This window comes from Actinomadura chokoriensis (genome assembly GCF_039529475.1).
Taxonomy (GTDB): Bacteria; Actinomycetota; Actinomycetes; order Streptosporangiales; family Streptosporangiaceae; genus Spirillospora; species Spirillospora bangladeshensis.
The window spans coordinates 437,127-461,050 of the sequence record NZ_BAAAMW010000005.1 but is presented as its reverse complement, the minus strand read 5'-3'; the positions used below and the strand labels follow the sequence as shown (position 1 = coordinate 461,050).

The window sequence follows — 23,924 nt, the reverse complement described above, 5'->3', positions numbered from 1 at the left end:
TGCAGTTCGCCGGGGTTACCAGCGGTAGTGGGCGAAGGCCTTGTTGGACTCCGCCATCTTGTGCGTGTCCTCGCGCTTCTTGACAGACGCGCCAAGGCCGTTGCTGGCGTCGAGCAGCTCGTTCATCAGCCGCTCGGTCATGGTCTTCTCGCGGCGCTGCCGGGCGTACACCACCAGCCAGCGCAGGGCGAGCGTGGTGCTGCGGGCCGGCCGCACCTCGACGGGGACCTGGTAGGTCGCGCCACCGACACGGCGGCTGCGGACCTCCAGGGTCGGCTTCACGTTGTCGAGCGCGCGCTTCAGCGTGACGACCGGGTCGTTGCCGGTCTTCTCGCGGGCGCCCTCGAGGGCGTCGTAGACGATGCTCTGCGCGATCGAGCGCTTGCCGTCCAGGAGAATCTTGTTGATGAGCGCGGTGACCAGCGGCGAGTTGTACACCGGGTCAGCGATCAGCTGGCGCTTGCCAGCAGGGCCCTTGCGCGGCATCAGCTCTTCTCCTTCTTCGCGCCGTAGTGGCTGCGCCCTTGCTTGCGGTTCCGCACGCCCTGGGTGTCGAGCGCACCGCGGATGATCTTGTACCGAACACCCGGGAGGTCCTTCACACGGCCGCCGCGCACGAGCACGATCGAGTGCTCCTGCAGGTTGTGACCGACGCCGGGGATGTAGGCCGTGACCTCGATCCCGCTGGTCAGCCGGACACGGGCGACCTTGCGAAGCGCGGAGTTCGGCTTCTTGGGCGTCGTCGTGTAGACGCGCGTGCAGACTCCCCGGCGCTGGGGGCTGCCCTTGAGCGCGGGCGTCTTGTTCTTGGTCACCTTGTCCTGGCGGCCCTTTCGGACCAGCTGCTGGATCGTGGGCACCGCGTCTCCGTCTTCCTCGTACCGAGCCGGTAAGTCCTATTGCTGCAATCACCACCTCAGGCGAGGCTGTGACCTGCCGGTTTCCCGACCTCTCCGACCCCCGCGGTCGGGCGTGTCGTCACCCCACGGAAATACAACCGCGCGAAACCGACACAGACCGCCCGGCCCGTCTCAGGGCCGAATCAAGCCGGGGAGTAGATGCGGCGCTGGGGCTGGCCAACCGGCCTCGCCGACGCACACGCACAGTGGCCCGCAGAGCGGGCGCAAGTGAAGAGATTACCGACCCGCACGGCAAAGTGCAAAACAGGGAGCGCATTACCGTGCGCGCCCCCTGCGGCGCAAACCGCGGAGCGGTGGGGAGCCTTCTCCCCGCAGTGGTGAACGGCCGGACGCCGAAGGATGTTCCCGGCCCCGGGCCCAGGGCTCCGGAAGGGACACCCCTCGGCATTGTGTCCCACATCCCCGCTGCTAGGGAAGATGTAGACCAACTTTTACACCCTGCCCCGCCACGGCCGGCTTCCGCCGGGCCGGGCGAGGACGGCCGCGGCCCGGTTCACGAAGAACCGGGCCGCGGTGAGCGGGCGGGCCTCTTTACATCAGGAAGGCCACCACGACGACCACGAGGATCACGACCACGGCGACGCCGCCGATGACGAGCCAGAGCATGTTCTTGCCGCCCTTGCCCTCTTCGGAGCCGGTTCCGTAGCCGGGCTGCTGGCCGCCGTACTGGGCGGGCTGGCCCTGCTGACCGTACTGGCCGGGCTGGCCGTAGGGCTGCTGGCCGTACTGCTGGCCCTGGCCCTGCTGGCCCTGCTGGCCCTGCTGGTCGTACTGACCCTGCTGGTCGTACTGGCCGTAGGCCTGCTGCTGGTACGGCTGGCCGTACTGCTCCGGCTGGCCGAACCCGCGCTGCTGCTCAGCGGGCTGCTGGCCGTAGCCCTGCTGCTGGCCGTACTGCTGCTGCGGAGCCTGCGGCTGCTGCTGGCCCCACTGCTGCTGGCCGATGTCGAGCCGGGTGCTGTCGGCCGCGGCGGGCGTCTCGGCGGCGTGCCGGCCCTGGGACGGGTCGAACGCCTCGGTCGCACGGGCGTCCTCGACACCGCTCTCGGCGGGCGGGCCGTACAGGTCGTCCACCGAGGGCGAGGGACCGGACGAGTGCGACCCGGCGCCGAAGCCCGACTCGGGCGGCGGCACCATCATGGTCCGCTCGTGGTCGGCCTGGCCCTGCTGCGACTGGCCCTGCTGGGGCGCCTCGGGCGTCCACGGCTCGGGCGTGGACGGCGGCGTCGGCGCCTGCCACGGCTCGGCCGGCGGGTCCTGCCGGCGCTCGGGGCCGGTGGCGACCGGCACGTCGGTGCCCGGCGACCAGTGCAGCGTCGCCTGGTCGTCGATCGCGGGCCGCTGCGGCTGCTCGGGCTCGGGCGCGCCGGCACCGGGACCGGGGACGATCACGGTGCGGTCGCCGACGGCGTCCTGCGGGTCCTGCTGCTGCGGGGCCTGCTCACCGGACGGGGGCGGCGCGAACGCGCCGGGCTGCTGTCCGCCGTACTGGGGCGGCTGCTGCCCGTACTGCTCCTGGGGCGCGCCGTGCATCGGCTGCTGCGGGTACCCGGACTGCGGCGGCTGCTGGCCGTACTGCGGCTGGCCGTAGCCGGGCTGGGGCTGGCCGTACTGCTGCTGCTCCCCGGGCGGAACGTACTGCTGCGGGTCCTGCGGAGGCGTGAACCCGCCCGGCGCGGGCGGCTGGCCGTAGCCGGGCTGCGGCTGCCCGTACTGCGGCTGCTCCTGCGGGCCGCCGTAGGGCGGCGGGGGCGGGGGCTGCTCGCCGAACTGCCGCATCGGCTGCTCGACCATCGTGGGCGGCGCCGCGGGCGGGGCCGGGGGCGGCGCGGGCCGCTCGTCCTCGCGCGGCTCGGGCGGCTGCGCGCCCGCCGGGCCGGCCTGGCCGGCCTGGCCGCCGAGCTGCGGAGCCCCGAACACCACGGTGCGGTCGCCCAGCGGCCGCGCGGGGGGCTCCTGGCCCTCCACCGGGCCGGGCTGCCCCTCGTCCTCCGGCAACGGCCGCTGCGGTCCCTGCGTACCGTCGTTCTCGGTCATCGTCGGGCTCCTTCAGCGCCGTCGTCCCGGGGCTCCTCAGTCCCGGAAGCCCGGAGGCGCGCGGCGCATAACGCCGCCTCCGGACCTTCACCCTTGTCACCACGTGGCGGTCCTGCCAAGCGTGGGCGTTCTCGTCCACAGCCTGCCCCGATCGCCCGGGGGATCGCAAATCACCACCCCCTGATAGACGCCGGACATCGCCCGTACGTTCCGAACGGGGGCGTCCGCGCCCATCGCCCCGTCAGGAGTGCCCGAGGACCGCGTGCGGACGGTACGGGGCCTCCAGTCGCGCGACCTCCTTGTCGTCCAACTCCAGGCCCTCGGCGGCGATCGCGTCGTCCATGTGCGTGAGTTTCGTCGCTCCCACGATCGGCGCGGTCACCCCGGGACGGCCGAGCAGCCACGCGAGCGCCACCTGCGCCGCCGACACGCCGCGCTCGCCCGCGACCTCGCGCACGGCGTCGACGACGTCGAAGTCGTCGTCGGTGTAGAGGCCGTCGCCGAAAGCGTCGTTCTGGGACCGGACGGTCTTGCGCTCACCGCCCCGCTCCCGGTTCCCGGCGAGCATGCCGCGCGCCAGGGGGCTCCACGGGATGAGGCCCACCCCTAGGTCGGCGCAGAGCGGGTTCATCTCGCGCTCCTCTTCCCTATAGAGGAGGTTGTAGTGGTTCTGCATCGAGACGAACTTCGTCCAGCCGTGCTTCTCGGCGGTGTGCTGGGCCTTGGCGAACTGCCACGCGTACATGCTGGACGCCCCGATGTAGCGGGCCTTGCCCGACCTCACCACGTCGTGCAGGGCCTCCATGGTCTCCTCGATGGGCGTCCCGTAGTCCCAGCGGTGGATCTGGTAGAGGTCGACATAGTCGGTGCCGAGCCGCCGTAGCGAATCGTCGATGCCCGCCAGGATGTGCTTGCGCGACAGCCCCTTGTCGTTGGGGCCGTCCCCCATCGGCAGGCAGACCTTGGTCGCCAGGACGTAGTCGTCGCGCCGGGCGAAGAGCTTCGGGAGAAGGCGCCCGGTGATCTCCTCGCTCACTCCCAGCGAGTACACGTCGGCGGTGTCGAAGAACGTGACGCCGCCCTCGACGGCGCGCCGGACGATCGGCTCGGCCGCCTCCTCGTCCAGCGCCCATTTCCGCACCGCGGGGTCGCCGTAGCTCATCATCCCGAGGCAGATCCGCGAAACCTTCAGTCCGGTGGTGCCGAGCCGTACCTGTTGCATGGGCAACTCCTCTCAACCCCTCCACGGTGCCGCGCCGCCCCGCGTATCACCACCCCCGCCGGACGACTTCCGCTCCGGCCCCGGCACAGCGGCCGCAACCGGAGGGCGGGCTTCGGGATAGAGGAGGGTGTCAGCATCCTCTGCCCCCGGAGAAGCACTCCATGAAGACACGCACATGCACGCGGTGAGCCGTGCCGAGAGCGAGCTGGACGATTCCCGGATCGTCGCCGCGTCGCTGGACGACCCCGAGGCGTTCGGCGAGCTCTTCCGCCGCCACGCGCCGAAGCTGCACGCCTACATCAAGCGGCGCCTCGGCCCGGCGCTCGCCGACGACCTGGTGTCGGAGGCGTTCGCGACGGCGTTCCGGCAGCGGGCGAGGTTCGACGGGCGCCGGGAGTTCGGGGCCTGGCTGTGGGGCATCGCCGCCAACCTGATCGCCCGCCACCACCGCCAGGAGAGCCGCATGTACCGGGCGTTCGCCCGGACGGGGACCGACCCCGCCGAGGACGGCGTCGCCGACACCGCGAGCGACCGCGCGTCGGCCGCCGCGCTCGGTCCGGGGCTCGCGAAGGCGCTCGCGTCGCTGAACGCGCAGGAGCGCCACGCCGTCCTGCTGCTGGCGTGGGCGGAGCTGTCCTACGCCGAGATCGCGGCGGCGCTCGACCTTCCGCTCGGCACCGTCAAGGCCAAGATCCACCGGGCCCGGAGGAAGCTCCGCAAGGCCCTGCCCGAGGAGGAGACCCATGGATGAGATCGACGCGCTGCGGGGCATGCGGACGGCGCTGGCCGAGGAGGAGGGCCCGGAGCGCCTCGCCCTGCGCACCGACTGGCGGCACGGCCCCCGGGAGCGTTCCCGGCGCGGTCTGCGGATGCCGGTGATCGCGGTCGCGGCGACCACGGCCGTCGCCGCCGGGGCGGTCACCGCCGTCGTCCTGCAGCCGGGAGGGGACGCGCCCCCCGCTCCGCACGGGACCACGGCCATCACTCCCGGCAACGCGCTGCTGGTGGCCGCGACCAACGCGCAGAAGGCGCCCGCCGGGCGGTACTGGCACACCAAGACCGTCATGGGCGACGTCTACGCGGTCGGCAAGAGCGCCGCGAACCACTACCGGGTCGACTCCCGTCAGGGAAGCGAGGCGTGGATCGGCCGGGACGGGAAGGGACGCGTCTCGCACCTCGACTTCACCGACGTCCCGCTCACCGCCCGGGACAGGGCGAAGTGGGAGGCGGCGGGCTCGCCCGCGGAGATCGACATCCCGAACCCCGAAGGGCCGGACGGCACGGTCATCCTGGACATGTCGCCGCAGGACGGCACCGGGCACCACTGGATGCCGTCCGACGACCGGTACTTCGGCATGACGGCGGCGCGGATCGCCGAGCTGCCCACGGACGCGAAGGCGCTGGAGAAGGCCCTGCTCGGTCTCAAGGGCCACTGGCACGCCGTCTCCAAGGACGGTGAGAAGGAGGAGCCGATCCGCGCCTTGCGGGGGCAGGAGCGGACCCGGGCGCTGAGCGAGGTGGCCGGAACCCTGCTGTCCACCGCGCCCGCGCCGCCGGCGGTGCGCGCGGCGGTGTTCCGGCTGCTGGCGGACCTGCCCGGCGTCAGGGCCGAGGGCCCGACGACCGATCCGCTCGGCCGGCCCGGGATGGCGGTCTCGCTGCCGCTGAAGACGACCGCGCCGCTCGGGCTGTTCACCGCTCCGAGGCAGCTCGGCACCTACCGGCGCCAGTTCATCGTCGCCCCGGACGCCGGTTCCCTGCTGGCGATCCGCGACCTGGTGGTGACGCCGCCGCACGGCAGCCGGCCGCTCCCTCCGGGGGACGACGGCAAGCCACGCTCCCTGAAGGCGAGGAACATGCCCGACCGCTTCCACAAGCCCGGCGAAATGGTCGCGTACCAGGCGTTCGAGGTCGCCGAATGGACCGACGCGAACCCCCCGGCGAACTGATTCGCCCCGGCTGATTCCCCCGGCTGATTCTCACCGTCGAGGGCCCGTCCCGTCCGAGCGGGGCGGGCCCTCTTGAATGCCCCAGATATCCGCAAAGGTGCCGTTAAGAGCCGGTTGATCACGGTTTGCGCCCTCCATCCGGGAGGGCACCCTCCGATCACCAGGTCGGCAGCGCCGTACGGCCGACCGGGAGGGGGATCACATGACGACCAAGACCGCATCGCCCATGGCACGGGAGCGGCACCGGACCTCGGGGTGGCTCGCCTTCGCCGGCACGCTCGCCCTGGTGATCGGGGCGTTCAACGTCATCGACGGCCTGGTGGGACTGTTCAGGGACGACTACTACCTCGTCGGCCAGAACCAGATTCTCGTCTTCGACTACACGACGTGGGGCTGGATCTGGCTGATCATGGGAATCGTCCAGATCGCGGTCGGCGCGGCGATCCTGTCGGGGAAGATGTGGGCTCGCGCGACCGGGGTCTTCTTCGCCGTCGTCGCCGCCATCGGGCATCTGGCGTTCCTGCTCGCCTTCCCGCTCTGGTCGGTGCTGACGATCGCGCTGTGCGTCCTGCTGATCTACGCGCTCACCGCGCCGCCGCCGGGCGCGAAGGCCGGCTGACCGGGCGCCGCCGGGGCGTCCGGCACACCGAAGGGGCCCGTCCGGGATGGACGGGCCCCTTCGCCATGCGCGCCGAGTGCGCGCGGTATGCGCGGCGGGCTCAGGCGAACGCGTGGCACTCCACGGTGGCGCGGCGCTCGGTCATGCCCTGCTGGACGGCCGCGTTCACACACGCCTGCTGCTTCTCGCTGAGCTTCGGCCGGCCGCACTCGGTGACGCTGGAGTAGGTGCGGCAGTCCTGGCGCGCGCTCTGGTCCGGGGACGCCTGGGCGACGGCCGCGCCGCCCCCCACTCCCCCGACACCGACGACGGCGGCGATCAGTGCCCCGGTCATGACCCTCTTCATCTGCTCTTCTCCCCCGTCGCGTACATCTGGCAACGGGTGCCTTCATCCCCGGCCCCCAAGACCACAAAACCAGACAAAGAGGTAAAAAACGACGTTTGACCGCAGGTCAGCTGTGCGGCCCTCCCGGATCAGCGCGCGAACTCGGCGCGGACGCCCAGCAGCCGCACCGGCCGCCGCCCCGTGAACGCGGTGAGCGCGGCGAGTGCGGCCTGCTCGATCCGGTGCGGCTCGGCCGTCGGCGCCTCCAGCGTCCGGCCATGGGTCTGCGTGATGAACGGCGCGTACCGGACCTTGACGACGACCCGGACGACGTCCCTGCCGTCCTCGGCGACATCGCCGGCGACCCGCCGCGCCAGGCGGGACACTTCGCGGCGGACGTCGTCCCAATCGTCCAGATCATGCTGGAAGGTGGTCTCCCGGCCGCACGACCGCGGGACATGGGGCGCGTCGCTCACCGGCGACCCGTCCCGCCCCTGGGCCAGACGGACCAGCCACGGCCCGGTCGCGGGGCCGACCTCCCCGGCGAGGACGTCCGGGTCGGCCGCCGCGAGGTCGGCGACCGTGGCGATGCCGAGACCCCTGAGCCGCTTGGCGGTCTTCGCGCCGATGCCCCACAGCGCATCGGTCGGCCGGTCGCCGAGCATCTCGAACCACGTGTCCGCGGTGAGGCGGAAGACCCCGGCGGGCTTCCCGAAGCCGGTCGCCAGCTTCGCCTGGAGCTTGTTCTGCCCGATGCCCACCGTGCATTCGAGCCCGGTCGCCGCGCGCACCCGGTCGCGGGCCTCCCGCGCCACGGCCTCCGGATCGTCGCCGTCGACGGCCAGGAACGCCTCGTCCCAGCCGAGGACCTCGACCACCACGCCCAGACTCCGCAGCGCGTCCATCACCTGCCGCGATGCGGCCTCGTAGGCGCCCCGGTCCACGGGCAGGAAGACCGCGTCCGGGCAGCGCCGCGCCGCCGTCCGGAGCGGCAGCCCGGAGTGCACGCCGTACTCGCGCGCCTCGTACGAGGCCGTGCTGACGACACCGCGCTTCGCCGGATCGCCGTCCCCGCCGACGACGACCGGCCGCCCCCGAAGCTCAGGCCGCCGCAGCACCTCCACGGCCGCGATGAACTGATCGAGATCGACGTGCAGCACCCAACGAGCCACACCCCCTTGTCCCCCACCACCCCCAACACACTCACACCGCGCGCGGAACGAGCTTCACGGAGAGGGACGCGTCAAGGGCCCTCGCCAACCGATCGAGCACACGAATCGTCGGTTCCGCGCCTCCAGCCTCCAGCCGCGACAGCTGTGACTGGGTCATCCCACTCCGGCGAGCAAGCTCAACCTGCGTCAAACCCAGCTCCAGGCGCCGCTCCCTCACCGCCTTGCCGAGTTCGTAGGCATAGCGGGCCGCCTGGTACTCCTCGCTCTGCCGATCCTCATCGGTGACCACCAACCTGGAGTGCTCCCCAGCCATGGACCGTCTCCCACTCGTGCTATCGATCGTAAGTCTCGTGCGCCGCGCCATGCTCCGTCTCGCACAGCTTCTTGGCCCGCCTGGCCCGGTCCACCTCGGCCCACTCGTTCGGACGGGTCTTGACGAACACGGTGAGCAGTACCACCCGCCGACCCGGCGCCAACCGGTAGGTCACACGTGTCGCTTGCCTGCCAAGGTAAAACCTCAGCTCCCGTATACCGTCTCCCAGGTGCCGGGAGTACGGCTCGCCGAGCGTCCCGGCATTGTCGGCCAACAAATCGGCATAGAACATGACATGTCGATACTGGCCCAGCGGTAGACCGTCCAGCCAAGCGCGCACCTCGGGTTCCAGCTCGATCTCATATCGCCCGCTCATAGCGCGAACGCTATATTCATCAGATGCTATCAAGCTGAGGGTTTCACGAAAATCCCCACCTCTTCCCCGAGCGAGGCAGGCCCGAGGAACAGCGGTCGGAGACCCGGCTCGGGATGAGCCGCGCGCAGGCGACGCCCCTGGTCAGCCGGGGCGTCACTGAGCCGGTGGGCGAGCGGTGGTCCGGAATCGGGACGCCGAGGCGCGCGGCTGGTCCAGACGGCCGGCGGGCGGGCCGAGCTCGACGGCGCGCCAAGCCGCGCCGTGCGGAACACGGCCGAGAGGTCGGCCAGTCCACGGGGATGCCGGCACCCGCGTCGGACAACCCACGTGTCACCGGTCGACCTTCCAGGGCGCGTCCTCTGGTGGGACGCCATGGGCAACGATGTGCCGGACGATCCGGAACGCCTCCCCCAGCGGAACCGTGTCCTGATCGGGGTATTCGTCGTCCTGGCCGTTGGAGAGGAAGAACCCGTCACTCCAGCCGCCCACCCCGGGCCCGTGGCCGCCGGCACGGCGCTGGCCGCCCTCGACGACATGAGGGCGGCGCTGATCTGGGTACCGGACGCCGTGATCGCCCTGTGGACGGCGTCCGCCGCGGGCACCGCCGTCGCCGCACTGCGCATCGTCCGCGCACGGCGGCGCAATCCTTGAACGATTGAGCACCGCCGCCGGTGATCGCCCGCCGCCCGCGCGACCCTGGGCGGCGCAGCGGGCACGACCGCGAGGAACCGGTCCAGACGGGCGGGAATCACTGAGACACGTCTCGGTCGTGCCTGGTACCGGCGCGAACAGCGCTACCGGCCGAGTCCGCGCCTGATCGCCGTCGCCACGGGCGAGGGGTCGTCTGCATGCGACTGCCGCGCCGGGGTGAGCTCGGCTGCCCCGGGAAACGCGGCCTCGTCCCGGTGTTGGGCTGCCCGGCGCGTACCAGGAACGGATGGCACAGGTAGACGTCCCCGGCGTGGACGGTCGGCCGGTGCGCGGTGGCGGCGTCCGCCCGCCGGGCGATCCGTGCTCTCGCTCGGGTTCGAGGACGCGTGCCACGTCCAGGTGGGAGCCGGGGCGCAGGCGGGTCGGACCGTCGTCCGGGCCGACATCGGAGAGCAGGAAGAACATCAGCAGCGCGCGGTCAAGGGACGCGACGTTCGCGCGCCACGTCATGTAGTCGTCCTGCGTGGAACCGGGGCCGGGGAAGCTGACGTCGACGTGCCGGCCGTCGACCACGGCCGGTTCGCCGCCCGGGAAGCGGATCACGACCCGCCGAGGCTGGTGCGGGGCGTCCAGCGTCCCTGCCGACGAGGGCATCGAACGCGGCGTATTGGCGGCGGCCACGAACGGCGGCTGCGGGTGGTCCGGGCGGGCCGCGACCGTTTTCGGCGGGGCCTTCGAGGACGGCCGTGCCGCCGAGGGCTTCTCGGGACGCAGGCGCGCGAAAAGGCCCCTCCCGGGTGGAAGGGGCCTTGCCGCGTGTCGTCAGGCACGGGTGTCCGCGAGCCGGGACGCCGCCGGAGCGGCGTCCCGGGACGGGACGCTAGCGGTTGTACTGGCCGAAGTCGTACTCCTCCAGCGGCACGGCCTCGCCGGAGCCCTGACCGAAGGCGTACTCGGCGCCGTCGTCGTAGGAGCCGACGGAGTAGACCGCCGCCTTCGCCTCCTCGGTCGGCTCGACCCGGACGTTGCGGTACTGCGGCATGCCGGTACCGGCCGGGATGAGCTTACCGATGATGACGTTCTCCTTGAGGCCCAGCAGCGGGTCGCTCTTGGCGTGCATCGCGGCCTCGGTGAGCACCCGGGTCGTCTCCTGGAAGGACGCCGCCGACAGCCACGACTCGGTCGCGAGCGAGGCCTTGGTGATGCCCATCAGGACGGGGCGGCCGGCGGCGGGCGTGCCGCCCTCGGCCACGACGTTCCGGTTCGTCTCCTCGAAGATCGGACGCTCGACCAGGTCGCCCGGCAGCAGGTCGGTGTCGCCCGACTCGAGGATGTTCACCCGCTTCAGCATCTGGCGGACGATGATCTCGATGTGCTTGTCGTGGATCGACACGCCCTGCGACCGGTACACCTCCTGGACCTCCTGGACCAGGTGGAGCTGCACGGCGCGGGGGCCGAGGATGCGCAGCACCTCGTGCGGGTTGATCGCACCCGCGATGAGCTGCTGCCCGACGCCCACGGACTGGCCCTCCTTGACCAGCAGGCGGGACCGCATCGGCACCTGGTAGGCGATCTCGTCGGAGCCGTCGTCCGGGACGACGACGACCTTGCGGGCCTTCTCCGTCTCGTCGATCTTGACGCGGCCGGCGACCTCGCTGATCGGGGCCACACCCTTGGGGATGCGGGCCTCGAACAGCTCCTGGACGCGCGGCAGACCGTGCGTGATGTCGCCACCGGCCACACCGCCGGTGTGGAAGGTGCGCATGGTCAGCTGCGTGCCGGGCTCACCGATGGACTGCGCGGCGATGATGCCGACGGCCTCGCCGACGTCCACCCGCTTGCCGGTGGCCAGCGAGCGGCCGTAGCAGGCGGCGCAGACGCCGATCTTGGCCTCGCAGACCAGGGCGCTGCGGGTGCGGACCTTCTCCACACCGGCCTCGAACAGGCGCGTCACGACCGCGTCCGACAGGTCGGTGTCGGCCGGGTAGATGACCGTCCCGTCGACGACGACGTCCTCGGCGATCGTGCGGCCGGTGAGGCTCGTCTCCGTCGTCGGCAGCTTGATCACGCTGCCGTCCGACTGCCGCTCCACGATCTCGAACGGGATCGTGCGGTCGGTGCCGCAGTCCTCCTCGCGGACGATGACGTCCTGAGCGACGTCCACCAGGCGCCGGGTCAGGTAACCCGAGTCGGCGGTGCGCAGCGCGGTGTCGGCGAGGCCCTTGCGGGCGCCGTGCGTCGAGATGAAGTACTCGACGACCGACAGGCCCTCGCGGAACGCCGACTTGATCGGACGCGGGATGGTCTCGCCCTTCGGGTTGGAGACCAGGCCGCGCATGCCGGCGATCTGGCGGAGCTGCAGCGGGTTGCCGCGGGCGCCCGACTGGATCATCATCCAGATCGGGTTGTCCTTCGGGAACGCCTTCTCCATGTCCACCGCGACGTCCGCGGTGGCCTTGTTCCAGATCTCGATGAGCTCCTGCTTGCGCTCATCGTCGGTGATCAGGCCGCGGTTGAACTCCCGCTGCACCTTCTCGGCGCGCGCCTCGTAGCCGGCGAGGATCTCCTGCTTGTTCGGCGGCGTGATGACGTCGTCGATCGCGATCGTGACGCCGGACCGGGTCGCCCAGTGGAAGCCGGTGCTCTTCAGCGCGTCGAGCGCGTTGGCCACGGCGACCTTCGGGTACGTCTCCGCCAGCTCGTTGACGATCGCCGACAGCTGCTTCTTGCCGATCTCGTCGTCCACGAACGGGAAGTCGTCCGGCAGCGTCTCGTTGAAGATGGCGCGGCCGAGCGTCGTCTCCAGCCGGTACGGCTGGCCGGGCTCGTACCCCTCCGGCGCGATCCAGTCGCGCGGCGGCGGCATGTCCTTCAGCCGGATCTGGATCTTGGCCTGCAGGTCGAGCTCGCCCCGGTCGTAGGCCATGATCGCCTCGGCGGCCGAGCCGAACGCGCGGCCCTCGCCGACGGCGCCGTCCTTCTGCGTCGTCAGCCAGTACAGGCCGATGACCATGTCCTGGGTGGGCATGGTGACGGGCTTGCCGTCCGACGGCTTCAGGATGTTGTTCGTCGACAGCATCAGGATCCGCGCCTCGGCCTGCGCCTCGGCGGACAGCGGCAGGTGCACCGCCATCTGGTCGCCGTCGAAGTCCGCGTTGAACGCGGTGCAGACCAGCGGGTGGATCTGGATGGCCTTGCCCTCGACCAGCTGCGGCTCGAACGCCTGGATGCCGAGCCGGTGCAGGGTCGGAGCGCGGTTCAGCAGCACCGGGTGCTCGGTGATGACCTCTTCCAGGACGTCCCACACGACGGGACGCGCGCGCTCGACCATCCGCTTGGCGGACTTGATGTTCTGCGCGTGGTTGAGGTCGACCAGCCGCTTCATGACGAACGGCTTGAACAGCTCCAGCGCCATCTGCTTGGGCAGGCCGCACTGGTGGAGCTTCAGCTGCGGGCCGACGACGATGACCGAGCGGCCGGAGTAGTCGACGCGCTTGCCCAGCAGGTTCTGCCGGAACCGGCCCTGCTTGCCCTTGAGCATGTCGGACAGCGACTTCAGCGGACGGTTGCCCGGCCCGGTGACCGGGCGGCCGCGGCGGCCGTTGTCGAACAGCGCGTCGACGGCCTCCTGCAGCATCCGCTTCTCGTTGTTGACGATGATCTCGGGCGCGCCGAGGTCGAGCAGGCGCTTGAGCCGGTTGTTCCGGTTGATGACCCGGCGGTACAGGTCGTTCAGGTCGGAGGTCGCGAAGCGGCCGCCGTCCAGCTGGACCATGGGACGCAGGTCCGGCGGGATGACCGGGATGCAGTCCAGCACCATGCCGAGCGGGCTGTTGCGGGTGTTGAGGAACGCCGAGACGACCTTCAGCCGCTTGAGGGCGCGGGCCTTCTTCTGGCCCTTGCCGGTGCGGATGATGTCGCGCAGCTTCTCGGCCTCGGCGTCGAGGTCGAAGTTCTGCAGCCGCGCCTGGATGGCCGCGGCGCCCATGCCGCCCTCGAAGTACTTGCCGAAGCGGTCGCGCATCTCGCGGTAGAGCAGCTCGTCGCCCTCCAGGTCCTGGACCTTGAGGTTCTTGAACCGGCTCCACACCTCGTCGAGGCGGTCGAGCTCGCGCTGCGCGCGGTCGCGCAGCTGCTTCATCTCCCGCTCGGCGCCGTCGCGCACCTTGCGCTTCTGGTCGGCCTTCGCGCCGGCCTCCTCCAGCTCCGCGAGGTCGCCCTCCAGCTTCTGCTGGCGGGCCTCGACCTGCGCGTCGCGGGCCTGCTCGATCTGCTGGCGCTCCACCGAGATGTGCGCCTCCAGCGTGGGCAGGTCGCGGTCGCGCCGCTCCGCGTCCACGCTGGTGATCATGTAGGCCGCGAAGTAGATGATCTTCTCGAGATCCTTCGGGGCCAGGTCCAGCAGGTAGCCGAGGCGGGACGGCACGCCCTTGAAGTACCAGATGTGCGTGACCGGCGCGGCCAGCTCGATGTGGCCCATCCGCTCGCGCCGCACCTTGGCGCGGGTCACCTCGACGCCGCAGCGCTCACAGATGATGCCCTTGAAGCGGACGCGCTTGTACTTGCCGCAGTAGCACTCCCAGTCCCGGGTCGGGCCGAAGATCTTCTCGCAGAAGAGCCCGTCCTTCTCCGGCTTGAGGGTCCGGTAGTTGATCGTCTCCGGCTTCTTCACCTCGCCGTGCGACCACTGGCGGATATCGTCGGCGGTCGCCAGACCGATGCGAAGCTCGTCGAAGAAGTTGACGTCAAGCAACTGTTTTCCCCTTGAGTTCTCAGACCTCGTCGACGCTCATCGCGCCCTCGTTAGGACGGCGGGACAGGTCGATGCCGAGCTCCTCCGCGGCGCGGAAGACGTCCTCGTCGGTGTCGCGCATCTCGATCGACATGCCGTCGCTGGAGAGCACCTCGACGTTGAGGCACAGCGACTGCATCTCCTTGATGAGCACCTTGAAGGACTCGGGAATGCCGGGCTCGGGGATGTTCTCGCCCTTGACGATGGCCTCGTACACCTTCACGCGGCCGAGGACGTCGTCGGACTTGATGGTCAGCAGCTCCTGGAGCGCGTACGCGGCACCGTACGCCTCCAGCGCCCACACCTCCATCTCACCGAAGCGCTGGCCGCCGAACTGGGCCTTACCGCCGAGCGGCTGCTGGGTGATCATGGAGTACGGGCCGGTCGAGCGCGCGTGGATCTTGTCGTCGACCAGGTGGAGCAGCTTGAGGATGTAGATGTAGCCGACGGAGATCGGGTCGCGGTAGGGCTCGCCGGTGCGGCCGTCGAACAGCCGCGCCTTGCCGCCGGGCTCGACCATCCGGTTGCCGTCGCGGTTCGGCAGCGTGCTCGCGATGAGCCCGGTGACGTCGCTCTCCTGGGCGCCGTCGAACACCGGCGTGGCGGTATTCGTCCACGGCTCGGCCTGGTCGGCGCCGATGGCCTTCAGAGCGCGCTTCCACTCTTCGTCGTCGCCCTCGACCTTCCAGCCGCGGGAGGCGACCCAGCCGAGGTGGGTCTCCAGGACCTGGCCCACGTTCATGCGCCCGGGGACGCCCAGCGGGTTCAGGACGATGTCGACCGGCGTGCCGTCCTCCATGAACGGCATGTCCTCGACGGGGAGCACCTTGGAGATGACGCCCTTGTTGCCGTGCCGGCCCGCCAGCTTGTCGCCGTCGGTGATCTTGCGCTTCTGCGCGACGTACACCCGGACCAGCTCGTTCACGCCGGGCGGGAGCTCGTCGCCGTCGTCGCGGGAGAACACCCGGACGCCGATGACCTTGCCCTGCTCGCCGTGCGGCACCTTCAGCGAGGTGTCGCGGACCTCGCGCGCCTTCTCACCGAAGATCGCGCGGAGCAGCCGCTCCTCGGGGGTCAGCTCCGTCTCGCCCTTCGGGGTGACCTTGCCGACCAGGATGTCGCCGGGGACGACGTCCGCGCCGATGCGGATGATGCCGCGCTCGTCGAGGTCGGCGAGGACCTCCTCGGAGACGTTCGGGATGTCCCGGGTGATCTCCTCGGGGCCGAGCTTGGTGTCGCGGGCGTCGACCTCGTGCTCCTCGATGTGGATCGAGGAGAGGACGTCGTCCTGCACCAGGCGCTGGCTGAGGATGATGGCGTCCTCGTAGTTGTGGCCCTCCCACGGCATGAACGCCACGAGGAGGTTCTTGCCGAGCGCCATCTCGCCGTTGTCGGTGCACGGGCCGTCGGCGATGACCTGGCCGACCTCGACCCGCTGCCCCTCGTCGACGATGGGCTTCTGGTTGAAGCAGGTGCCCTGGTTGGACCGCTTGAACTTCGACACCCGGTAGGTCGTCCGCGTGCCGTCGTCGTTCATGACGGTCACGTAGTCGGCGGAGACCTCCTCGATGACGCCGGCCTTCTCGGCCGTGATGACGTCACCGGCGTCGGTCGCCGCGCGGTACTCCATGCCGGTGCCGACCAGCGGCGCCTCGCTGCGCAGCAGCGGGACGGACTGGCGCTGCATGTTGGAGCCCATCAGCGCGCGGTTGGCGTCGTCGTGCTCCAGGAACGGGATCATCGCGGTGGCGACCGAGGTCATCTGCCGCGCCGAGACGTCCATGTACTGGACCTCGCGGGCGGGGACCAGCTCGACCTCGCCGCCCTTGCGGCGGACCAGGATGCGGTCGTCGACGAAGGTGCCGTCGTCGTTCAGCAGGGAGTTGGCCTGCGCGATGACGTAGCGGTCCTCCTCGTCGGCGGTGAGGTAGTCGATCTGCTCGGTGACCACGCCGTCGGTGACCTTGCGGTACGGCGTCTCGACGAACCCGAACGGGTTGACCCGGCCGAACGCGGCGAGCGAGCCGATCAGGCCGATGTTCGGGCCTTCCGGCGTCTCGATCGGGCACATGCGGCCGTAGTGGGACGGGTGGACGTCGCGGACCTCCATGCCCGCCCGCTCGCGCGACAGACCACCGGGACCCAGCGCGTTCAGCCGGCGCTTGTGCGTCAGCCCGGCCAGCGGGTTGGTCTGGTCCATGAACTGCGACAGCTGGCTGGTGCCGAAGAACTCCTTGATGGAGGCGACGACCGGCCGGATGTTGATCAGGGTCTGCGGCGTGATCGCCTCGACGTCCTGGGTGGTCATCCGCTCGCGGACGACGCGCTCCATCCGGGCCAGGCCCAGCCGGACCTGGTTCTGGATCAGCTCGCCGACCGTGCGCAGCCGCCGGTTGCCGAAGTGGTCGATGTCGTCGACCTCGATCGGCACCGGGACGGCGCCGAGGGTGGCCTCCTCCTCGCCGGCGTGCAGCCGGACGAGGTACTCGACGGTCGCGACGATGTCGTCCTCGGTCAGCGTGCCCTGGCGCATGTCCAGGTCGAGGCCGAGCTTCTTGTTGATCTTGTAGCGGCCGACCTTGGCGACGTCGTACCGCTTCGGGTTGAAGTACAGGTTCTCCAGCAGCGTCTGCGCGGACTCGCGCGTCGGCGGCTCGCCCGGACGCAGCTTGCGGTAGATGTCGAGCAGCGCGTCGTCCTGGCCGGACGTGTGGTCCTTCTCCAGGGTGACGTTGATCGACTCGTAGGAGCCGAAGCGCTCGCGGATGCGCGCCTCGTCCCAGCCGAGCGCCTTCAGCAGCACGGTGACGGGCTGCTTGCGCTTGCGGTCGATGCGCACGCCGACGTTGTCGCGCTTGTCGATCTCGAACTCGAGCCAGGCGCCCCGGCTCGGGATGACCCGGCAGCCGTAGATGTCCTTGTCGGACGCCTTGTCGAGGGCGCGGTCGAAGTAGACGCCGGGCGAACGGGTCAGCTGCGAGACGACGACGCGCTCGGTTCCGTTGATGATGAAGGTGCCCTTCGGGGTCATGAGCGGGAAGTCGCCCATGAACACCGTCTGGCTCTTGATCTCACCGGTGGTGTTGTTGATGAACTCCGCCGTCACGAACAGCGGGGCGGAGTAGGTCATGTCCTTGTCCTTGCACTCCTCGACGGAGTACTTGGGCGGCTCGAACCGGTGGTCGCGGAACGAGAGGGACATGGTTCCGGAGAAGTCCTCGATGGGACTGATCTCTTCGAAGATCTCCTCCAGCCCCGACTGGGTCGGGACGCTCTTACTTCCGGCCTTCTGGGCCGCCTCGACCCGGGCCTTCCACCTCTCGTTGCCCAGCAGCCAGTCAACGGAGTTGGTCTGCAGTGCAAGGAGGTCCGGGACTTCGAGCGGCTCCTTGATGCGCGCGAAGGAGACGCGGTGCGGACCGGTTGCGGTATTCGAGGCGTTGCGCGAGGCTGCCAAGAGTGGTCCTTCCGAGGGCTCGCGGCGTAACTGACGACACGCACGCCAGACGATCCACGTCCGAGACCTGCTTTTTCGGGGTCTACGACAGACCCCCGCAGGGGTGCTCTCACACGTGGATAGTCAGAGGGCAGCGCAAAGGGGCAGTGTAGCCGACTGGTACACCGCTCGCAACTCTAGCGCCGCAGTATGCATCACGTTGCCATGGAGCATCGCCCCTCAGCGCCTCTCAGTCAAGAGCGGACTTGGACTTTTCGGGCCCTGACCTGCAGTGAGGAAGGTTACAGTTTAAGCCCGGGGGGGCGACCCCCTGGAACCCCCGTCAGCGACGCGGGCGATCCTCACGCCGCCGTTGCGGTTTTGCGTGCCCGTGCTGGTGGGGGCGGCGTCGCTGCGGTCGCCCGCGTCGCCCGGGCATGCCCGCTCCGGGCGCTGGAGCGCCCTCCGCGTGCCTGCCCGTGGGCGCCGCTCCTGTCTCCGGTAAGACTCAGATCCGACTCCAAGAGGGTCTGTCGTGACCCGTCCAAGAGGGGCCTTGGGATGCCGGCGAAGAGAGCACCCCGTGACCCGGTCTTCGGGGCACGGGGTGTGTCGTCTCTGGGGTGCTACGAGAGGACGGTGACCTCGGAGGCCAGCCACTTGCCGTCCTTCTTGACCATCGTCATCTTGATGCGGAGCGACTCCGGGAGGCGCTGCTCCTTGTCGTCCTTGGTGGCGGACGAGCGGTTGGCGTAAACGAGGGTCACGACCTTGTCGGGGGTCGCGCTCACGACGCCGACCTTCATCACCGTCGTGTTGGAGATCGCCTGCCGCTGGACCGCGACGGCCCTGAGCTGCTCGGCGAGCTTGCCGTACTGAGTGTGGAGCTTGCCCGTCGTCAGGGCGGACGCGGCCTTCAGGTCGGAGTCCAGCGTCCGGTAGTCGTAGGACGACATCTTCTGCGCCGTGTGGGACGACGCGAACGAGGCCTCCTTGACCGCCTGCTCGGTCGCCTTCTGCTCCTTGACCTTGAGGCCCAGCACGGTCGTGCCGACGCCGAGTGCGATCGCCAGCACGGCCAGGACGGCGATCACCGTCGGGAGGCCGAGGCGGGCCCGGCGAGGTTCGTCGTCGTCCTCGTCAGCCTCGTCGTCGTCTTCGTCGTCGACCTTGGTCGCCTCGGTCGCCTTCTTGAGCTTCGGGCGCTTCGGCTTCGCCGGCTCGTCCTCGTCCTCGGTCTCCTCGGCCTCGTCCGTGTCGGCTTCGGGGGGTTCCGGGGTGGTGGAGTCGTCTTCAGACGGCGCTGATTCGTCTTCTGACGGGGTTTCGGGGGTGGGGTCGACTTCGGAGAGCTTCCCCTTGCTCTGGGGCTTCTCGGGGGATTTGGGGGGCTCCTCGGCTTCGGCGGCCTCGTCGGCGGCTATCTGGGCCAGGCGGGCGGCCTCGCGGGCTCGCTCCGCGGCCTCCTCGGCCAGTTCGGCGGCCTTCGCCGCCTTCTCGGCCTTGGTGGCCTTGTCCGACTTGGCGTCCGACTTTTTCTCGGGGCGCTTGCCCCGGCCGAGCATCGTCACGGGACCATCTCCATGTCGGAAACGAGCCAGCGGTCACCGACCCGATCGAGGTCCATCAGGTACCTGTACTTGCGCGGGACGCCGTCCTTCACCTTGGGGTTGGTCACGACGCCGTCCAGGGAGACCATCACCTCGGCGGAGTCGCCGTCGATGGACACGACCGCGGCGGTGACGTCGGTGAGCGTCGACTTCGCACCGGTCTGGGTGAGCTGGTCGATCAGCGTCTTGGCCTGGGAGCTCAGGGTGTTCTTGAAGTCGCCGGTGGCGCCCGCCACGATGCGGTCGACGTCGCGCTGGGCGGTCGCCTTGTCGAGCGTCATCAGGTTGACGCCCATCTGCCGCGCCGACTGGATCGCCTTCGCGCGCTGGTCGGCGTCGTTCTTGTTGCGGAGGGAGACGACGCCGAGCCAGCCGGACGCGATGGCCAGGGCGACCACGACGGCGCCGAGCGTGATCGCGGTGACCATGGGCAGGCGGCCCCTCATCGTGTCCGCCTCACTGGCTCAACGGTCCGAGCAGGAGCCACTTCCACGAGGATTCCTCTCCCAGCTGACGGGTTCCGGCGCTGCGCGGCATGACGTATCGCTTGCCGTCGGGCCCGTAGACCGCACCGGTCGTTGGATCGTATCCAGCGAATTCCACTGAATCGGACGGATACGAAAGGATCAGTCGGCCGTCGGCGACCTGGCCCGTCGGGGCCGCGGCCGCGGCCTTCGTCTTGGCGTCGCTCTTGCCCTTGGCCTCGGTCTTCGGGTCGCCGGTGGCGCCGCCCTCGGGGAAGCCGGCGCCGGCGGTGGCACCCGCCGGGACCTGCGGGTACGGCAGGATCTCGTCCTTGGGGAAGTTGCGGGAGCCGCGCACCGCGGTGGGCGCGTCGTGCGGGGCCTTGCACCCGGCGTCCAGGGCCGGCTTCTTCCGGGACGTGTCCTGGGGCCAGCGGTGCTTGACCTTCTCGTAGCCCTCGGTGCACGGCGGCGGCGAGTCGATGTTGAGGTCGAGGCCCAGGTGCTGGGTCCCGTCGCCGGGCGTGACGGTGAACGCGCCGGCGACCGTCACCGGGTACAGGATGAACAGCGACCGGAGGCCCGCTTGGCGGGACGAGATGACCTGCCCGGTCGTGGTGAGGTTCGCCAGGAGGACGGGCAGCGTCGGCGCAAGCTGGTTGATGGCCTTGTGCGTCTCGTCCACGGCGCCCGGGACGCCGTCGATGGTCTTGCGCAGGGCCGGGTCGTCGTTGCGCAGGGACCGGGTGAGCTCGTTCAGGTTGCGGGCGAAGCCCTGGATGTTGGCGGCCTGCCCGCGCTGGGTGTCCAGGACGGTGACGCTGTTGTCCAGGAGCTGCTTGGTGTCGGGGTACGCCTCGTTCGCCGTCTTCAGCAGCCGGTCGGTGTCGTCCAGGATCGACTGGAGGTCCTCGGCGGAGCCGGAGAACGCCTTGTTCAGCTCGTCCACGATGACGCCGAGGTCCTTGGTGTTGACCGAACCGACGAGCGAGTCGACGTTGCGCAGCAGCTCGGCGGTCGACACCGGGAGCGTGGTGCGCTCCTTCGGGATCGTGTAGGCGGCGCCCTCGTCGAGGTAGGGCCCGCTCTTCCTGGTGGGCTCCAGGTCGATGTACTGCTCGCCGACCGCGGACCGGTTCGCCACGACGGCCTTGGTGCCCTCGCGCGGGATCCGCTCGCCGCGTTCGAGCAGCAGCTTCACCCGGATGCCGTCCTTGGTCAGCTCGATCGGCCCGACCCGTCCGACCGGGACGCCCCGGTAGGTGACCTCGGCGTTGGTGAACACGCCGCCGGAGTCGGTGAGGTCGACGTAGGCGACGTACTGCTTGCCGAGCAGGCCGCGGCCGAGGCCGATGTAGTTCACCGAGACGATCGCCACGCCGACGACCGTGATGACCGCGAACGCGATCAGCTGGATGATGACGCCGCGCTTGAGGATCACGACAGGCCCCCCGTCACCAGGGTCCGCAGACCGCCGTCATCGGAGCCGAGCGAGCCCGTCCGCTCCGGTGTCGGGGTACCGGACGTCTTCTTCGATGTCGGCGTCGTCTTGGGGGCCGGCGTTGACTGGCCGGGCAGCCCCGGGATCCCGCCGGCCGTCTGCGGCAGCACGCCGAGCGGCGAGTCGGGCAGCGTGACGTTCGGGACCTGCAGCATGCTGCGCATCTGCTGGCCGCTGCCGAGCATCCCCTCCAGGTCGGTGCCGCCGAGCAGGTTCCGGGCGATGGACTCGAAGTCCAGGTCGACGGTCAGCCGGACGTTGCCGTAGTCGCCCTCGATGGTGTTCTCGAACGTGGCCGGGAACGGGAAGGTGATCAGCGACTCCAGCGACCGCGGCAGGTCGTTGCCCGCCTTGTTCAGGTTCCGCAGGATCTTGTCGACGTCCTGGAGGTTCGCCAGCAGATCGGCCTTCGACCGGTTGATCACGTTGGTGGTGGTACGGCTGAGCTTGTCCAGCGCGACCAGCATCTTGGTGAGGTCGGCGCGGTTGCGGTCGAGGACGGCGATCGCGGGCCCCGTCTCGTCGATGGTGTCCTGGATCGTCTTGCGCTCGTCCGCGAGCTTGCCGGTCAGCCGGTCGATGCTGTCGAGCGCGCGGGTGATCGCGGCGCGGTTGCGGTCCAGCGTCCCGGCGAAGGTGTTGACCCGCTCCAGCACCGACCGGATCGTGCCGGTCCGGCCGTTCATCGCGGCCTGCAGCTCGTGGCTGATCGTGGAGACCTGCTCCAGGCCGCCGCCGTTCAGCAGCAGCGACATCGCCGACAGCACCTCTTCGATCTCGGTGCCGCGGGACGTGCGGTTCAGCGGGATCAGGTCGCCGGTGCCGAGCCGGCCGTTCGGGGCCTCGTACCTCGGCGGCTCCAGCTGCACGAACTTCTCGCCGAGGAGGCTGGTCTGGCCGACCGTCGCGATCGAGTTGTCCGGGAGGTTCACGTCCCGGCGCATCTTCACGGTGACGAGCGCGTGCCAGCCGCCCTGGCCGGGGGCGCCGCCCTCCAGCGTGATGTCCTCGACCTTGCCGACCGACACGTCGTTGACCTTGACCGCCGACTGCGGGACGAGGTCCAGCACGTTCGCGAACTCGATCTTGACGGTGACGGGGTTCGAGCCGAGGTCGGGGCCGCCGGGCAGCGGCAGCGACGAGACGCCGTTGAAGGAGCAGCCCGACAGGGCCGCCGTCGCCGCGATCGCGGCGGCGCCCAGCAGGCGGGCGCGGCGCACCGGCCGTCTCCTGGTCCTGCTCATCGGCCACCTCCCGGCAGCAGCGCGCTGAGATCACCGGGCTGGGTGCGCGTCGCGGTCTTGTTGGTCGTCGTGCCCGTCTTCGCGGTCTTGCCCGACTTGCTCGTCTTACTGGGCCTGCCGCCGGGGCCGTAGGCGTCCGGCGGGATCGGCACCGGGTCGTAGTGCGTCGTCAGCGCCGTGATCCAGGACAGGTCCAGGCTGAAGCCCGTCAGCGCCTTGCCGATGCCGTTGTACGGCTTGACGAAGTCGAGGCACTCCTTGGCGGGCGTGCCGACCGAGTACGCCAGCGAGCAGATCCAGTCGGCCAGGTCGTGGAACTGGCGGAAGTTGTTGCGGGTGTGGATGGTGCCGCTGATCGGGTCGTAGGCGCGGGCGAGGTTGTTCACGGCCAGCGGGCCGGCGGTGAGGATCTCGGCGAGCGCGTCCTTCTCCTTCACCAGCACCCCGGTGATCTGCGCGAGCTGCCGGACGTTCGCGGCCAGCTCGGTGCGGTTGTCCTTGACGAACCGCTGCACGTTCCGCAGCGTCGGGGCGAGGGTGTTGAGGGCCGCGCTCAGCTCCTCCTTCTCCCCCGCGAGCTGCCCCGACACGCCGTTGAGGTGGCCGGTGAACGACTTGATCTGCTGGTCGTTCGCCTTCATCGCGTCGGTGATGATCCGCAGGTTCTTGATCGTCTCGGCGACGTCGCCGCGGTCGGTGCTGAGCGTGCTGAGCGCCTTGGACGCGTCCGCGATCGTCGCCCGGATGTCGTCGCCCTGGCCGTCCAGGTTCGCGGCGCCGACCTCCAGCAGCCGCGACAGCGACCCCTCCTGGCCGTTCGCGCCGGGCGCGTTGGCGCCCTCGGGGCCGAGCGCCTTGGTCAGGTCGCTCAGGCTGCCGCTGACCTGGTCGACCTCGACCGGGACGGCGGTGCGGCTCGTCGTCAGCGTCGCGCCGTCGGCGAGGACGGCGCCGCTCTTGTAGACGGGCGTCAGCTGGATGTAGCGGTCGGCGACGAGCGTCTGGTTGATGATCACGGCCTGCGCGTCGGCCGGCACCTTGTACTTGGCGTCGTACTTCAGCTCGACCTTGACCGCGTCGCCGACCGGCTCGACCTTCGTGACCTCGCCGACCGGGATGCCGAGGATGCGGACGTCCGCGCCCTTGTACAGCCCGACGGTCTTGGTGAAGTAGGCCGTCAGGTGGCGCTGCTTCGGCTCCTGGAGGATCAGCAGGAGCGCGGCCACCAGCACAGCGACGGCGAGGATCGCGCCGCCGAGGCGAAGGATGGTTCCTGAGTTACGCACTAGTGAC

General features: G+C 70.2%; 19 protein-coding genes. 4 read left to right on the top strand and 15 right to left on the bottom strand.

Annotated elements, in window-relative coordinates; translation table 11 throughout:
* Positions 1–15: 15 nt before the first annotated feature.
* The 4 genes from rpsG to ABFX46_RS15205 all read right to left on the bottom strand — a co-directional run bounded on the left by rpsG (position 16) and on the right by ABFX46_RS15205 (position 4,179).
* Positions 16–486 carry a 30S ribosomal protein S7 gene (gene rpsG / locus ABFX46_RS15220; RefSeq protein WP_021597494.1) on the bottom strand — a complete coding sequence of 157 codons (471 nt, stop codon included), beginning with the start codon at positions 484–486 and terminating at the stop codon, positions 16–18.
* Complete coding sequence (rpsL, locus tag ABFX46_RS15215; RefSeq protein ID WP_089324469.1) at positions 486–860, bottom strand: 30S ribosomal protein S12; 375 nt, start codon at positions 858–860, stop codon at positions 486–488. The genes rpsG and rpsL overlap by 1 nt, the downstream gene beginning before the upstream one ends.
* A gap of 591 nt (positions 861–1,451) precedes the next feature.
* A complete protein-coding gene (locus ABFX46_RS15210) occupies positions 1,452–2,957 on the bottom strand; it encodes a hypothetical protein (protein ID WP_346042690.1) in 1,506 nt (501 codons plus the stop codon).
* 241 nt (positions 2,958–3,198) lie between these two features.
* Positions 3,199–4,179 (bottom strand): aldo/keto reductase, encoded by a 981-nt coding sequence (locus ABFX46_RS15205; protein WP_346042688.1) that lies wholly within the window; start codon positions 4,177–4,179, stop codon positions 3,199–3,201.
* Positions 4,180–4,363: 184 nt separating this feature from the next.
* Here ABFX46_RS15205 and ABFX46_RS15200 point away from each other — a divergent pair, with 184 nt between their 5' ends.
* The 3 genes from ABFX46_RS15200 (at position 4,364) to ABFX46_RS15190 (ending at position 6,747) form a co-directional block, all read left to right on the top strand.
* Positions 4,364–4,930 carry an RNA polymerase sigma factor gene (locus ABFX46_RS15200; RefSeq protein WP_428831259.1) on the top strand — a complete coding sequence of 189 codons (567 nt, stop codon included), beginning with the start codon at positions 4,364–4,366 and terminating at the stop codon, positions 4,928–4,930.
* Positions 4,923–6,128: a CU044_5270 family protein gene (locus ABFX46_RS15195; protein ID WP_346042685.1), complete on the top strand. Its 1,206-nt coding sequence runs from the start codon at positions 4,923–4,925 to the stop codon at positions 6,126–6,128. The genes ABFX46_RS15200 and ABFX46_RS15195 overlap by 8 nt, the downstream gene beginning before the upstream one ends.
* Positions 6,129–6,330: 202 nt before the next feature.
* Entirely contained in the window at positions 6,331–6,747 is a 417-nt protein-coding gene (locus ABFX46_RS15190) for a DUF7144 family membrane protein (protein WP_163054837.1), read from the top strand.
* Between the two features lie 100 nt (positions 6,748–6,847).
* Here the strand turns inward: ABFX46_RS15190 and ABFX46_RS15185 are convergent, their stop codons facing one another.
* The 4 genes from ABFX46_RS15185 to ABFX46_RS15170 all read right to left on the bottom strand — a co-directional run bounded on the left by ABFX46_RS15185 (position 6,848) and on the right by ABFX46_RS15170 (position 8,933).
* Positions 6,848–7,081, bottom strand: coding sequence for a hypothetical protein (locus ABFX46_RS15185; RefSeq protein WP_346042683.1), 234 nt, complete (start codon positions 7,079–7,081; stop codon positions 6,848–6,850).
* Between the two features lie 140 nt (positions 7,082–7,221).
* Positions 7,222–8,244 (bottom strand): DNA polymerase IV, encoded by a 1,023-nt coding sequence (locus ABFX46_RS15180; protein WP_346042682.1) that lies wholly within the window; start codon positions 8,242–8,244, stop codon positions 7,222–7,224.
* A gap of 31 nt (positions 8,245–8,275) precedes the next feature.
* Positions 8,276–8,557 (bottom strand): helix-turn-helix domain-containing protein, encoded by a 282-nt coding sequence (locus ABFX46_RS15175; protein WP_346042681.1) that lies wholly within the window; start codon positions 8,555–8,557, stop codon positions 8,276–8,278.
* Between the two features lie 19 nt (positions 8,558–8,576).
* Entirely contained in the window at positions 8,577–8,933 is a 357-nt protein-coding gene (locus ABFX46_RS15170; protein ID WP_346042679.1) for a type II toxin-antitoxin system RelE/ParE family toxin, read from the bottom strand.
* A gap of 372 nt (positions 8,934–9,305) precedes the next feature.
* Here ABFX46_RS15170 and ABFX46_RS15165 point away from each other — a divergent pair, with 372 nt between their 5' ends.
* The gene (locus ABFX46_RS15165; RefSeq protein WP_346042678.1) at positions 9,306–9,584 is read left to right on the top strand and encodes a hypothetical protein; all 279 of its coding nucleotides are present in this window, start codon (positions 9,306–9,308) and stop codon (positions 9,582–9,584) included.
* An 880-nt stretch (positions 9,585–10,464) separates the two neighbouring features.
* Here ABFX46_RS15165 and ABFX46_RS15160 read toward each other — a convergent pair.
* From ABFX46_RS15160 to ABFX46_RS15130, 7 genes are all read right to left on the bottom strand, one after another.
* The gene (locus ABFX46_RS15160; protein ID WP_346042676.1) at positions 10,465–14,337 is read right to left on the bottom strand and encodes a DNA-directed RNA polymerase subunit beta'; all 3,873 of its coding nucleotides are present in this window, start codon (positions 14,335–14,337) and stop codon (positions 10,465–10,467) included.
* A gap of 19 nt (positions 14,338–14,356) precedes the next feature.
* Entirely contained in the window at positions 14,357–17,833 is a 3,477-nt protein-coding gene (gene rpoB, locus ABFX46_RS15155; RefSeq protein ID WP_346042674.1) for a DNA-directed RNA polymerase subunit beta, read from the bottom strand.
* 605 nt (positions 17,834–18,438) lie between these two features.
* Positions 18,439–19,383 carry a hypothetical protein gene (locus ABFX46_RS15150; protein ID WP_346042672.1) on the bottom strand — a complete coding sequence of 315 codons (945 nt, stop codon included), beginning with the start codon at positions 19,381–19,383 and terminating at the stop codon, positions 18,439–18,441.
* A complete protein-coding gene (locus ABFX46_RS15145) occupies positions 19,380–19,868 on the bottom strand; it encodes a hypothetical protein (RefSeq protein WP_346042670.1) in 489 nt (162 codons plus the stop codon). Before ABFX46_RS15145 ends, ABFX46_RS15150 begins: the two co-directional genes overlap by 4 nt.
* Before the next feature lie 10 nt (positions 19,869–19,878).
* A complete protein-coding gene (locus ABFX46_RS15140; RefSeq protein ID WP_346042669.1) occupies positions 19,879–21,327 on the bottom strand; it encodes an MCE family protein in 1,449 nt (482 codons plus the stop codon).
* Positions 21,324–22,631, bottom strand: coding sequence for an MCE family protein (locus ABFX46_RS15135; protein WP_346042667.1), 1,308 nt, complete (start codon positions 22,629–22,631; stop codon positions 21,324–21,326). The genes ABFX46_RS15140 and ABFX46_RS15135 overlap by 4 nt, the downstream gene beginning before the upstream one ends.
* The gene (locus tag ABFX46_RS15130) at positions 22,628–23,917 is read right to left on the bottom strand and encodes an MCE family protein (RefSeq protein ID WP_346042666.1); all 1,290 of its coding nucleotides are present in this window, start codon (positions 23,915–23,917) and stop codon (positions 22,628–22,630) included. Before ABFX46_RS15130 ends, ABFX46_RS15135 begins: the two co-directional genes overlap by 4 nt.
* Positions 23,918–23,924: the final 7 nt, after the last annotated feature.